General features: G+C 64.9%; 10 protein-coding genes and 1 tRNA gene. 3 read left to right on the top strand and 8 right to left on the bottom strand.

Features of this window, described 5'->3' with window-relative positions; all coding sequences use genetic code 11:
• Positions 1-31 precede the first annotated feature (31 nt).
• The 7 genes from RO07_RS09610 to RO07_RS09580 form a co-directional block, all read right to left on the bottom strand.
• A complete protein-coding gene (locus RO07_RS09610) occupies positions 32-391 on the bottom strand; it encodes an NADH-quinone oxidoreductase subunit A (protein WP_010807414.1) in 360 nt (119 codons plus the stop codon).
• Positions 392-520: 129 nt separating this feature from the next.
• Positions 521-605, bottom strand: a tRNA-Leu gene (locus RO07_RS09605).
• Positions 606-769: 164 nt separating this feature from the next.
• Positions 770-1138, bottom strand: a complete 369-nt coding sequence (gene secG / locus RO07_RS09600; RefSeq protein ID WP_039414926.1) for a preprotein translocase subunit SecG — start codon at positions 1136-1138, stop codon at positions 770-772.
• A gap of 98 nt (positions 1139-1236) precedes the next feature.
• The gene (tpiA, locus tag RO07_RS09595) at positions 1237-2004 is read right to left on the bottom strand and encodes a triose-phosphate isomerase (RefSeq protein WP_039414923.1); all 768 of its coding nucleotides are present in this window, start codon (positions 2002-2004) and stop codon (positions 1237-1239) included.
• Between the two features lie 181 nt (positions 2005-2185).
• On the bottom strand, positions 2186-3190 hold the full coding sequence (locus RO07_RS09590; RefSeq protein WP_039410191.1) for an NAD(P)H-quinone oxidoreductase: 1005 nt from the start codon (positions 3188-3190) through the stop codon (positions 2186-2188).
• Between the two features lie 526 nt (positions 3191-3716).
• A complete protein-coding gene (locus RO07_RS26290; RefSeq protein WP_052267169.1) occupies positions 3717-3974 on the bottom strand; it encodes a response regulator transcription factor in 258 nt (85 codons plus the stop codon).
• A gap of 339 nt (positions 3975-4313) precedes the next feature.
• Positions 4314-6287 carry a diguanylate cyclase domain-containing protein gene (locus tag RO07_RS09580; protein WP_052267168.1) on the bottom strand — a complete coding sequence of 658 codons (1974 nt, stop codon included), beginning with the start codon at positions 6285-6287 and terminating at the stop codon, positions 4314-4316.
• Between the two features lie 312 nt (positions 6288-6599).
• On the opposite strand from RO07_RS09580, the gene mutS reads away from it, so the two are divergent.
• Both mutS and RO07_RS09570 read left to right on the top strand, forming a co-directional pair.
• On the top strand, positions 6600-9311 hold the full coding sequence (mutS, locus tag RO07_RS09575) for a DNA mismatch repair protein MutS (protein ID WP_072637007.1): 2712 nt from the start codon (positions 6600-6602) through the stop codon (positions 9309-9311).
• A 150-nt stretch (positions 9312-9461) separates the two neighbouring features.
• Entirely contained in the window at positions 9462-10763 is a 1302-nt protein-coding gene (locus RO07_RS09570; protein WP_052267167.1) for a RodZ family helix-turn-helix domain-containing protein, read from the top strand.
• 212 nt (positions 10764-10975) lie between these two features.
• Here RO07_RS09570 and RO07_RS09565 read toward each other — a convergent pair whose 3' ends face one another.
• Positions 10976-11521, bottom strand: coding sequence for an FKBP-type peptidyl-prolyl cis-trans isomerase (locus RO07_RS09565; RefSeq protein ID WP_039414910.1), 546 nt, complete (start codon positions 11519-11521; stop codon positions 10976-10978).
• A 169-nt stretch (positions 11522-11690) separates the two neighbouring features.
• Between RO07_RS09565 and RO07_RS09560 the strand changes: the two genes are divergently transcribed.
• Positions 11691-12911, top strand: a complete 1221-nt coding sequence (locus tag RO07_RS09560) for a cupin domain-containing protein (protein WP_039410186.1) — start codon at positions 11691-11693, stop codon at positions 12909-12911.
• The last annotated feature ends 175 nt before the right edge of the window (positions 12912-13086 follow it).

Genomic DNA, 13086 nt, shown 5'->3' with positions numbered 1-13086 from the left:
TTCTGCAATGCTGCCGATTACGTTGCCGGCCTTATTCCCAGTCGAGCGCACCGCGCTTCCACAGGAAAACGAAACCGACCAGCAGCTCAAGCAGGAAACCCATCATGGAGATAAAGCCCACCCAGCCGATATCGCGCAGGGCGACGCCCCACGGAAACAGGAATGCCGTTTCGAGATCGAACAGGATGAAAAGGATGGCGACGAGATAGTAGCGCACATCGAACTTCATGCGCGCGTCTTCGAATGCCTCGAAGCCGCACTCGTACGGAGAGAGTTTTTCGCTGTCGGGTTTGTTGGGGCCGAGGAATTTGCCGACCCCAATCAGTACCGCCCCAAGACCGCCACCTACCAGAAGAAACAGCAGGACGGGATAATAGGTTCCGAGGTTCAACTCTACCCTCTTTCGGTTAGTTCAAGAACCGCTCTCGTCGATGGTGTGGGGACCGGAAAGCGGATGAACGGTGAGCACAAAATAAAATGCCAGCCAAAGCATAAACGCAAGGCTGGCATCGGAGAACTGTGGTGCCGACGGCGAGACTCGAACTCGCACAGCTTTCGCCACTACCCCCTCAAGATAGCGTGTCTACCAATTTCACCACGTCGGCATTCATATTCTGCAATCCGCTGTCACTTACGAATCGCTTCAAGACCGCTATATTAGCGCTCTTCGGCATTTTGTTCAACGCACAAATCGAATTTTTTTCGATTTTATTTACAGCTTATTACTTGTCACGACCACGCTGCCGCAGCGTTGTCGCGACGCGATCGATTACTTCGGCACGTCCTGCGGATTCGCTACCGAAGCCGGCGCCGGCACACCCGATGCAGCCGCGGCCGAAGCGGCGACCGGCGCCGTTGCGGCAGGCAAATTACCAAGGACACCGATATTTGCTTTCGGCTTGTAGGAACCCAGGTACGTCAAGCCCAGCGTGGTCACGAAGAACACGGCGGCGAGTACTGCCGTGGTGCGCGAGAGGAAGTTGGCCGAGCCCGATGCGCCGAAGAGACTACCCGACGAACCGCTACCGAATGCAGCGCCCATGTCGGCACCCTTGCCATGCTGCAGCAACACCAGACCGATGATGCCCAGCGCGGAAAGCACCTGCACCACGATCAACAACGTTTTCAACAACCCCATCTCATCACCCGTATAGAAGAACCCGATTTGCAGTGCATTTTGATGCACCGCATCATGACATTTCATGCCGCCTCATGGCCTCATGCGCGGCATTGGCGTCAGCGCGGCAGACCCGCCTCGCAAATCGCCAGAAAATCGACTGCCTTCAACGCCGCACCGCCGATCAGACCGCCGTCGACGTCTTGCATCGAAAACAATTCGGCCGCATTGTCCGGCTTCACACTGCCACCGTACAACACCGCCACGTCCGCGACCGCCTCGCCCTTCGCGCGCAGCAGCGAGCGCAGATGCGCATGCACTTCCTGCGCCTCGGCCGACGTTGCCGTCTTGCCCGTGCCGATCGCCCAGACCGGCTCGTAGGCCACGACGATCTGCGCGGCCTGCTCCGCCGTCAGCGCTGCGAGCACGGCTTCGAACTGGCGCGTCACCACTGCCTTCGTGTTGCCTGCCTCGCGCTCGGCGAGCGTTTCGCCCACGCAGACGATCGGCGTCATACCCGCTTCGAGCACGCGCACCGTCTTGGCGGCCACGCCGGCGTCCGTCTCACCGTGATAGGTACGACGCTCCGAGTGCCCCACGATCACGAACCGCGCGCCGAATTCGGCGATCATCGGCGCAGCGACTTCACCGGTGAAGGCACCGCTCACTTGCGCCGAGACGTCCTGCGCGCCAAAACCGAGCACCTGCCCCGAAAGACGAGCCTGGCACTGCGCAAGATAGGGGAACGGCACGCACACCGCCGCCGTGACACCCGGCGCGCTCAGCACCGGCGAGGCCAGCAGATCGCCCAACAACGCTTCGTTGCCGGCCAGGCTGCCATGCAGTTTCCAATTGCCCACGACGAGCTTGCCAGCCTTGCGGCTGATGGTGCGAGCCGAAGCTGCGGTACCAGTTGTCACGCCTTATCCCCCGATGCGTATGGACGAAAAACCTCTCATTCTAGTGCGTCCGGGGCATGGGGGTCAATTTCGCCGGCATCGCAGCGCGAAAAACCGCGCGAAATGGGACTTTCGCGCGGATTGCCGTCACGAACCGGCGAGCGCGTGCTTACCAGGTCAGCACGATCTTGCCGACGTGCGTGCTCGTTTCCATCAGCGCATGGGCTTTGTCCGCTTGTTCGGCCGGGAACGTCTGATAAATGACGGGACGGATCTTGCCGGCAGCGAAAAGCGGCCAGACGTTGTCCACGAGCTTGCGGGCGATCGCGGCCTTGAAGGCCACCGAGCGCGGACGCAGCGTCGAGCCCGTGACCGTCAGCCGGCGGCGCAGCAGCGCGCCCATGTCGAGCGTGGCCTTGCTGCCGCCGAGCAGCGCGATGATGGCGATGCGGCCGTCGAACGCCAGCGCCTGCACTTCGCGCGGCAGATAGTCGCCCCCGACCATGTCGAGCACCACGTCCACGCCGCGATCGTTGGTGAGCGCCTTCGTCACGGCGACGAAGTCCTCGGTCTTGTAGTTGATGCCGCGCTCGGCGCCCAGTTCCTCGCACGCCCGCGCCTTCTCGTCCGAGCCCGCGGTCGCGAACACGCGATGGCCGAGCGCCACGCCGAGCTGAATGGCGGTCACGCCGATGCCGCTCGTGCCCCCCTGCACCAGCAGCGTCTCCTTCTCGCCGGTCTCGGTCTCACCGAGATGGGCGCGGTCGAACACGTTGCTCCACACAGTGAAGAACGTCTCCGGCAGCGAGGCCGCCTCCACGTCCGACAGTCCTTCCGGCACCGGCAGGCACTGCGCGAGGGGCGCGGCGCAGTATTCGGCGTAGCCGCCACCCTGCACGAGCGCGCACACACGCGAGCCGATCGTCAGGCCCCAGCGATTGTCCGCGCCGTCGAGCGCCCCTTCCACGATCTCGCCCGCCACCTCGAGGCCCGGCAAGTCGGACGCGCCCGGCGGCACGGGGTACTGACCGATGCGCTGAAGCACGTCGGGCCGGTTCACCCCTGCCGCCGCGACCTTGATGAGCACTTCGCCCGGCTTGAGTTCGGGACGCGGACGCTCGGTAAGCTTGAGCACTTCCGGTGCGCCGTACTGGGTGATCTCGATGGCCTTCATCGTTTCTGTCCTCGTGTGCTGTCGAGCGGTCCGGTCGTCGCCGGCCGCCCGTGATGTCGGGTCGGGATGAACGCGTCGCCATTGCGTGGGCGGAACCGCACGCAGCACGACTCACGCTTCCCATGAAAATGATGTCGAGCCGGTACGTTATCACCGATGGCGCAATTGCGTTGGACGTTGACACGCCCGGCGCGCGCAATGCCATTTAATCGAGACGTTTACCTGCGAGCGCCAGGCACGGCAAGACGTCTCGCGCGGCGGTACGTCGCGAGGCATCGCCGCGGCCCGGCCCTGCACTTCAGGCGACGGTCGCGGAACAAAGGGAAATCGAGAACCGACGAAGAGGGTGCGAAACGTTCCGGCGCGCGGTTGGGGGTCGGGAGAGATGTCGGGTGGAAGGCCGGAAGGTGCGGGCGCGCCGCGTGCGATCGTCAGGGATCTCACACGACGCGCCGGGTGGGTCGCGGATGGCGCAGGCCGCATCATGCGAGCCAGCGCCGCCATGCGCTCAAATGGACGAGGCGGTTCAGACGACGTCTTCCGCCCCTTCGTCGACCAGCCCGTGCCGCACGGCGTAGCCGATGAGTTCCGCACTATCGCCGAGCGCGAGCTTGTGCAGGATATTTGCAACGTGCGATGCAATCGTGCGTTCGCTCAGGTGCAGCGCGTGAGCGACCTCATTGACGGCGAGGCCGTCGACCAGCATGTGGAACACTTCGTTTTCGCGAACCGACAGACTGTGATGTCTCGGCTCGTCCTTGCGTGCTTCGGGGTCTCGCCGCATACGCGGCGCCCGATGCGATGCCCGCGGCGGCTCACGGCGCGCGCCTGCTTCGCGCCACTCTGCGTCGGAAGCCGCCCGCGATACCGCCCGGCTTCGTCCGCCTTGGAGTTTCATGCCCACCTCCTCTGAGAAGACCTTCCCACGCCCTCGCCCGTGAGCGAAGCCCGGTCGCGAACGGGTGGCGTCGCCCATTGTGCGACAGACAACATGCGTTCGTAACTACCGCGAAGCTCATCGCAATACAGCTTCCGATTGCTTGCGGCTAATGAGCGAGTATCGCCATCGCGCCGAACGCACGCGGGTGCATGACGACATCGCGGCCACCCGGTGAGCACCCGCTCACAGCGAACGTATCGATGCGCCGTCGCTCACCACGAAAAGTCCGCGTCCACCGTGCTTGGCGTCGTAGAGCGCCCGGTCCGCCGCCTCGAATACCATGTCGGGGGTCTTGTCTTCACCGCTCGCCACGATCGCCACGCCCACACAGGCCCCCACCGAGACTTCGCCGACGGAGAGCACCATCGGACGCGAAGCGGCCTCCAGAATCGCCACCGCCGTACGCTCGACGTCGAGCACATCGTCCACGTCGCGCATGATCACGGCAAACTCGTCGCCGCCGAAGCGAGCGATCGCGCAGCCCTCCGGCGCGCTGGTCACGAGACGCTTGGCGAGGCGCCGCAGCAGTTCGTCGCCCAATGCATGACCCCAGGTATCGTTGACGACCTTGAAGCGATCGAGATCGACGAACAGCAGCGCCTGCGCGCCCGCCCCTTCGCGCGCCCGACGCACAGCACCGTTCAGCGCCTGATCGAACCCCTTGCGGTTGAGCAGCCCGGTCAGATGATCGGTGTGCGACTCGCGCCGCCAGCGCCGCTCGTTCGAGCGCTCCACCGTGATGTCGCGCACGAACACGTGCACCCCCGCGAGCACGTTATGCGTCGCCCATTCCGGTTGGTAACTCGTCTCAAAGCATCGATAGGCGGCGTCCTCGCCGAAATCCCAGACGAACGTGGCGGCCTCGCCGGCGAACGCGCGCGCCAGATGAGGCGCGAATTCCCGATAGAGCGAAGGACCGAGCAGTTCACGCGCGGCAACACCGATGATGCGATCCCTCGGCCGCCGAAACCGCACTTCGCAGGCCCGGTTCACGAAGGCGAAGCGCTCGTCGCCGTCGAGAAACGCCACGAGATACGGCACGCGGTCGGCGATCTCCTGCATGCGACGCACATTGGCGCGCGCCGCCTCGCGCGACATCTCGAGCGCCTCGGTGCGATCGCCCAACTGCTCCATCATCGTGCGGAACGCGTTTGCCAGCGCGCCGATCTCGTCGGCCCGCTGTACGGGCAACGATTGCACCGCACGCATGTCGCCGGCACTGCGCTCGACGAGGCTGCGCAGCGTGTCGAGCGGACGGAGCATGAAGCGCGCCACCCACCACATGACGAACGCCGCGACGCCGATGGCGACGATCGCCAGTATCACCACGCGACGACGCACACGCGCGAGCGGATCGAATGCTTCCGTCCCGGGCAGCACGGCCACCACCGACCAGCCGGTGGTGCCCATCGTCGCGCGGGCCACGAGCGGGTGCATGTGCAAGATGTCGTTCGAACCATGGTCGCGCACGCCGCATAGCGTGTGTTCGTTGTCCACGGGCGAGAGGATCTTCGAGACATCGGCCTGGATCACGTAGCGCGCAGGCTTTTCGTTCGTGACCAGACAGTAGCGGCCCGTCTCGCCCACGGCATTGCTCGCTAGGTCGACGATGAAGTTCTGGCGCAACAGATTGATCGCGCCGCCGATCACGGCAATCACGCGTCCGCTTGCGTCGGTGACGGGTACCGCCAGCACCACGCCCGGTGAGCGCGTGATCTTGCCCGCAAGCAGTCCAGACGCCGCTTGCGGCGCACCGGCGAGCAACTGGCGAAAATAGTCGCGGTCGGCAACGTTCAGCGGTGTCGTGGGAAACGTCGAGTCGTAGAGCACGCGCCCGTCGGGCGCGGCGACGAAGATCGTGTTGAAGGTCTCCGGCATCGACACCGACGCGTTGGCGAACGCGTCGAATTGCGCCACCGTCAGGGTTTCCGGCTTGCCGATGTGGCGGGCCATGCGATGCAGCGCGACAAACTTCGCACGCAGTTTGTCGTCGAGCTGATCGGCGACCAGTTTGACCTGATTGTCGAGCTGGGCCTGCATCGAGTTGCGCAGCTCCCCGTAGACGAAAAACTCGATGCCAACGGCCACACCGGCAATCAATATCATCGAGACGAGCGCCGTGGTGGCTGCGACCCGTCCCTTCAACGACTTCACCATACCGACCCGTGCGAGAGGAGCTTGTAATGCTTTTGGTTATTTTTGCGAGAGCTTAACACCCGAAACGGCACATTTCCGGGAAACTTGAGGAAAATTCGCCTCCCTCGCGTCACATCTCCGCACGCCGCCGAGTCACACGCCGGCACGCTGAATCACGGCGCGCGCCGAACCCGTCGTAAAATTGCGCATCCAACGCGCCACGACACCGCGCACGGCAGGTTCGCCGACGGGACGCCACATGGGCTTCCTGGCCACCGCACCGCCGCGCGGATTCCGTGCCGCGCGCCCCGATTCGCCGAACCGATTCATTTCATGACGAGCACACCAGTCCAAGCTACCCCTGCCCCGGCCGCCAACACGCCACCGATGACGCCGATGATGCAGCAATACATGCGCATCAAGGCCGAGCACCCGAACATGCTCGTCTTCTATCGGATGGGAGACTTCTATGAGCTGTTCCACGACGACGCCGTCAAGGCCGCCCGTCTGCTCGACCTGACGCTCACCGCGCGCGGCCAGTCCGGCGGCCAGCCGATCCGCATGGCGGGCGTGCCGCATCACGCGGTCGAGCAGTATCTCGGCAAGCTGGTGAAGCTCGGCGAGTCCGCGGCCATCTGCGAACAGATCGGCGACCCCGCGACCTCCAAGGGCCCGGTCGAGCGCAAGGTCGTGCGCATCGTCACGCCCGGCACGCTCACCGACGCCGCCCTGCTCAACGACAAGCTCGACCAATACCTGCTCGCGGTGCAGATCCACCCGGCGCGGCGCGCCAGCGAGCGACTTGCCGGATTGGCGTGGCTCTCGCTCGCCAGCGGCGAGTTGCGCCTGATGGAAGTGCCCGCCGAGAAGCTGTCGCGCGAACTGGAGCGCATCCGCCCGGCCGAGACGCTGCTGCCCGACAGCGCCGCCGAAGCGTTCGCCGGTTTTGCGCTGGGCTCCGCAACGCGTGTGCCGGACTGGCACTTCGACACCGCCGCCGGCACGCAGCGGCTGCGCGATCAGCTCGGCGTGGCGAGCCTCACCGCGTTCGGCTGCGACGGCCTGAATCCCGCACTGGGCGCGGCGGGCGCATTGCTGCAATACGCAGCGGCAACACAAGGTCAGTCGCTGCGTCATGTGCAAAATCTGAACGTGGAGCGGGAAGCGGCCTATATCGGGCTCGATGCCGCGACGCGCCGCAATCTCGAGCTGACCGAGACGCTGCGCGGCACCGAGTCGCCAACGCTGCTCTCGCTGCTCGACACCTGCGGCACCACCATGGGCAGCCGCCTCATGCGGCATTGGCTGCATCATCCGATGCGCGATCAGCAGGTGCCGCAGTCGCGCCAGTTGGCGATCGCCACCCTGCTCGAAGGCGCCGGCACGTGGCGCGCGCTCAATAGCGAACTGCGCCATGTCGCGGACGTCGAGCGCATTACGGCGCGCCTGGCGCTGCTGAGCGCACGCCCGCGCGATCTGTCGAGCCTGCGCGATGCGCTGCGCCGCCTGCCGGAACTGCATACGACGCTGCGCGCCGTCGAAGCGCGCTCGCCGTTGCTCGCCATGCTGCATGAGGATCTGGCGATTCCCGACGCCGCGCTCGCCCTGCTCACCAGCGCCATTGCCGAGGAGCCGGCGGCCATGCTGCGCGACGGCGGCGTCATTGCACGCGGTCACGATGCCGAGCTCGACGAGTTGCGCGACATCTCGGAGAACTGCGGCCAGTTCCTCGTCGATCTGGAGACGCGCGAGCGCGAGCGCACCGGCATCAACAATCTGCGCGTCGAGTTCAACAAGGTTCACGGCTTCTATATCGAAGTCACGCGCGGCCAGACCGACAAGGTGCCCGACGACTATCGCCGCCGCCAGACGCTCAAGAACGCCGAGCGCTACATCACGCCGGAACTGAAGACGTTCGAGGACAAGGCGCTGTCCGCGCAGGAGCGCTCGCTCGCGCGCGAGAAGATGCTCTACGAAGCCCTGCTGCAGGCCTTGCTGCCGCACATCGGCGAATTCAAGCGCATTGCCCAGGCGCTTGCGCAACTCGACGTGCTCGCCGCGCTCGCCGAACGCGCGGAGACGTTGGGCTGGGTCAAGCCCGAGCTGGTGGCTGAACGCGTGGTCGATATTCGTCAGGGTCGCCATCCGGTCGTCGAACAACAGGTCGAGCGCTTCATCGCCAATGACTGCTCGCTCGGCGACGCGCGCCGACTGCTGCTCATCACCGGCCCGAACATGGGCGGTAAATCGACGTTCATGCGCCAGACCGCGCTCATCGCGCTGCTCGCCTATGTCGGTTGCTACGTGCCGGCCGAGGCGGTCCGGCTCGGGCCGCTCGACGCGATCTTCACGCGTATCGGCGCCTCCGACGATCTCGCCGGCGGACGCTCGACGTTCATGGTCGAGATGACCGAGTCCGCCGCGATTCTGCACACCGCCACCGACCAGAGCCTCGTGCTGATGGACGAGATCGGGCGCGGCACGTCGACTTTCGACGGACTCGCGCTCGCCTGGGCGATTGCGCGCCACCTGCTTGGCCACAACCGCTGCTACACGCTGTTCGCAACGCACTACTTCGAGCTGACGCAGCTGCCCGACGAGTTCCCGCAATGCGCGAACGTCCATCTCTCGGCCGTGGAGCATGGCGAAGGCATCGTCTTCCTGCACGCCGTACAGGACGGCCCGGCGAGCCAGAGTTACGGGCTGCAGGTCGCGCAACTGGCCGGCGTGCCGATGCCGGTCATTCGCGCCGCCCGCAAGCATCTCGCGTTGCTCGAACAGCAGGCGCTCGACCCCGCCGCGCCGCAGCTCGATCTGTTTGCGCCGCGCGCACCTGCGGAGACCGGCGAATTCGATGACATGGCGGATGGCGCCGCACTGCCGCATGGTGCGGGCGACGACTCCACGCAGGCCTCTGTCGATCCGGCCGCGCAGGCGGCACTGGCACGACTGGCGCAAATCAATCCGGACGATCTTCGTCCGCGCGAGGCACTCGACCTGCTGTACGAACTGCGCGGCCTGATCGACGGCCGGGCCAACGGCTGACGCAGGCGCGCCATGCCGAGCCCTGGCCCTCGTCGCGCGCATGTCCGCTCGCTCGTATGCGCGCGATGCCGGACGTATGTCGCGGCGTTCGCGTTCGGGGCGGCGTTCGCACTTGGCGGACTCCCCGCAGTCGCGGCAGCGCAAGGTGAGGTGACGAATACCGTGGACGTGCCGGCGAAGGTGTCAGCGAAGATATCGGTGAAAGTGCCGGCGAAGGTGCCGGCCAAAGCTTCGGCAACGCCGGCGGCCAGCGCGTCCGCGAAGCTACCGCCGTTCGAATTCGCCGTGCTCGGCGATACCCCTTTCGCCAATACCGAAGTGCCCGTCGTGCGCAATGTGCTCGCGAACATCGGCGACAGCCCTGCCGTGTTCGTCGTGCACGCGGGCAATCTCAAGAGCGCGACCGAGTCGTGCCGCGACGAACTGATCGGGCAGCGGCTGAGCCTCTTCGCCAGCTCGCCCAAGCCGCTCATCTACGTGCCGGGCGCCAACGACTGGGCCAACTGCCAGCACGCCAACGCCGGCGGCTTCAATCCGGTGGAACGTCTCGACTTCCTGCGCGATCACGCATTCGACGACGACGCGCTGCTTGGCCCCGGGCCGGTGGGCTACGCGCAGTTCGACCTCACGCGCCAGAGCGACATGGCGCGCTTCCGGCAGTATCACGAGAACGTGCGGTGGTTCTATCGCGGCGTGGTGTTCGTCGGCCTGAATCTGCCCGGCAACAACAATAATTACCGCTCGGCGGGCGGGCGCAACGGCGAGTACGAAGACCGCATCGTCGCCACGCGTGTCTGGCTGCAGCACGCGCTCGTCTACGCGCAACAGAAAGACGCCATCGGCATGGTCATCGTCGCGCAGGCCGATCCGGAGTTCGAACCGGCGCGCGGCGGCGGACTGGGGAGCCTCTTTTCGGATCGCGGCGGACGGCACGGCGTGGACGGCTACAAGGATTTCCGCGCGCACCTGCAACGACTCGCGAGCCGCTTCAAAGGTCAGATCCTGCTCATCGACAGCGGCAAGTCGATGCGGCACGGGCAACCGCTGCGCGACGTCCACGGCACGAACGTGAAGTCGTTCACGCAACTGAGCACGTTCGGGGCGCCGAACGTCGATCGATGGGTGCGAGTGCGCGTCGATCCGCGCACGTCGCAATTGTTTCATTTCGAGAGCGTCACGCTGCCGCCGAACAGCACGGCGGCATCTGCGAGCCAGCGCGCTCCCGCGCCCGCGAGCAGCAACATCGCAAATCCGGAACCTTCCCGGGCTACCAGCGGTGCCGCGCTACCCACGCTGGGCGGCACGCCCTACTCCGCGCTCTATCCGTCGTCGGGTCCCGCGGCCAACGCCGCCAGCTCCGATCCCAACCAGGGTGTCATGCCCATCGGTCCATCGCTGACGCCAACGCTCACACCGAACGCCGGCTCCCGGGCCAACACGCGCGGCGGTTGAGCACCATCGCCCGCCGCAAGGCGATGCATCGCACCGGCGCGGGCAGACGTCGACCACGAAGCACAGACATCGTCGCACACAAAAAACAAGCGCCGGGCCGGACGCATCGCAATCACGCAATGCGCCGGCCCGGCGTTTGTCCTGAATCTCTTCGCGCGGTGTGCGTCGACCGTCGTCATGGCCAGGCATGACGACGGCACGACGTCATCGCGTCAGTGCAGCGTGGGGGCGTCGTCTTCGCCTTCGTCTTCGTCCTCGCCTTCGTCGACGATCTCGAGACCCGACGCGCCGTGCGCATGCTGATGCTCGATTTCCTCGTCCGTTGCGGGACGCACGTCGGACACCTTCAGCTCGAAACGCAGCGCCATGCCCGCGAGCGGATGGTTGCCGTCGAGCACGACCTTGTCGTCGGCGACGTCCGTCACCGTATAGATCAGCGTGTCGGACTCTTCGTCGCCATCCTCCGGCGTGCCCTCGAACTGCATGCCGACTTCGAGCGGATCCGGGAAACGGCTGCGCTCTTCCATCTTCACCAGTTCGGGATCATAGTCGCCGAAGGCGTCCGACGGTTCCAACTGCAGATGCGTCTCAAAGCCCACGTCCTGGCCATCGAGCGCTTCCTCGATCTTGGGGAACGTGCCATCATAGCCGCCGTGCAGATAAACCATCGGCTCGGCGCCGCTTTCCTCGATCAGGTTGCCCTGAGCGTCCGACAACTTGTAAGTCACCGAGACGACGGTATTCTTTTCGATTTTCATCAAACTCTCCGAAAAACAGCCCGCATTATACGCGTAGCCGTATGACAGCGATCCGGTCGCGACGTTGCGCGCCATCGGCGGGCGTCGGCCAGCGGCTGTCTCTGGATGGCGCAACGCGCGGCCATCGGTCCCTTTCAACACATCGTAACGCTTCGCGCAGCGATTTAGCATGACGACATCCCGCACCCCTTCGCCCCTGCTCGGCGGCCTCGCGCCCGACGCTTTCATGAAGCGCTACTGGCACAAGCGCCCGCTGCTGATCCGGCAAGCGATCCCCGGCTTCACCGCACCGCTCTCGCGCGAAGCGCTGTTTGCGCTCGCCGCGCAGGACGACGTCGAGTCACGCCTCATCAGCCACACTCGCAAGCGCTGGCAACTCGAACACGGTCCGTTCGACGCCGACGATCTGCCGCCGCTCAGTCGCAAGCAATGGACGCTGCTCGTCCAGGGCGTGAATCTTCACGCGCCCGCGGTCGACGCCCTCATGCAGCAGTTTCGCTTCGTTCCCGACGCCCGTCTCGATGACGTGATGATCAGCTACGCCACCGATGGCGGCGGCGTGGGGCCGCATCTCGACTCCTACGACGTCTTTCTGCTCCAGGCGCACGGCAAGCGTCGCTGGCGCATCGGTCCGCAACGCGACACGACCTGGCTCGAGGGTGTGCCGCTGCGCATCCTCAAGCACTTCGAAGCCGAGCAGGAGTGGGTGCTGGAACCGGGCGACATGCTGTATCTGCCGCCCGGCTACGCGCACGATGGCGTGGCCGAGGGCGAATGCATGACGTACTCGATCGGCTTTCGCGCGCCACTCGAACAGGAGATGCTCCAGAACTTCCTGTACTACCTCGCCGAAAACGCAGCGGCGTTGCCATTCGCCCGCCATTTCGCTGGACGATACGCCGATCCCGGCCAGACAGCCGTCAAACACCCCGCATCGCTGCCCGACGCCATGATCGGTACGCTGGTCTCACAGTTGGAGAAGGTCCGCTGGGGACAGAAGGAAGTGGAGGATTTCCTTGGCCGCTGGCTGAGCGAGCCCAAGTCGCACGTATTTTTCGAGGCACCAGACAGCCCTGTCTCGCTCTCGAAATTCGCGCGTTTGGCAGCCAGCAACGGTCTGGCGCTCTCGCCGAAGACGCAATTGTTGTATCGACGCAACCGATACTTCGCCAATGGCGAGCCGCTCGAAGTCCCCGTCAATGCGCGCTCCACGATCCGGAGTCTTGCCGATCAACGTCGACTGAATGCGGTGGAATGTGCGAATTTCGGGCAAAAAGACCAAGAAATCGTTGAAATTCTGTACGATTGGTATGCTTCGGGGTGGCTGCTGATCGGGCCTGACCCGATGCCGGTGCGAAAGTTGCGCACCGTAAGGAAAAAAGCGGGGTAATTGCGCGAGTTTGACGTGACGCGTTGGGGAAAACCCAATATAATTTCTCGCCAAGCAGCTTGCATGACCAAGGGTAATCCTTAATTGCCAATGTCTCGCAATCGGCTTTGCGCTGGCAAGAGCGTATTACCGTAACTAATATTCATTCGCTTGTCTTCTACCATAAAAGGACGTG

Origin of the sequence: Pandoraea pulmonicola, assembly GCF_000815105.2 — a bacterium.
In the GTDB taxonomy this organism is placed as follows: domain Bacteria; phylum Pseudomonadota; class Gammaproteobacteria; order Burkholderiales; family Burkholderiaceae; genus Pandoraea; species Pandoraea pulmonicola.
The sequence above is the reverse complement of the archived record's forward strand: the minus strand, read 5'-3'. Positions and strand labels throughout refer to the sequence as shown.

Excerpts from the sequence above, each read along its gene's own strand:
- secG (WP_039414926.1), bottom strand. The coding sequence starts at position 1,138 with ATGGGGTTGTTGAAAACGTTGTTGATCGTGGTGCAGGTGCTTTCCGCG.
- RO07_RS09590 (WP_039410191.1), bottom strand. The coding sequence starts at position 3,190 with ATGAAGGCCATCGAGATCACCCAGTACGGCGCACCGGAAGTGCTCAAG.
- RO07_RS26290 (WP_052267169.1), bottom strand. The coding sequence starts at position 3,974 with ATGCGGCGAGACCCCGAAGCACGCAAGGACGAGCCGAGACATCACAGT.
- RO07_RS09580 (WP_052267168.1), bottom strand. The coding sequence starts at position 6,287 with ATGGTGAAGTCGTTGAAGGGACGGGTCGCAGCCACCACGGCGCTCGTC.
- mutS (WP_072637007.1), top strand. The coding sequence starts at position 6,600 with ATGACGAGCACACCAGTCCAAGCTACCCCTGCCCCGGCCGCCAACACG.
- RO07_RS09565 (WP_039414910.1), bottom strand. The coding sequence starts at position 11,521 with ATGAAAATCGAAAAGAATACCGTCGTCTCGGTGACTTACAAGTTGTCG.
- RO07_RS09560 (WP_039410186.1), top strand. The coding sequence starts at position 11,691 with ATGACGACATCCCGCACCCCTTCGCCCCTGCTCGGCGGCCTCGCGCCC.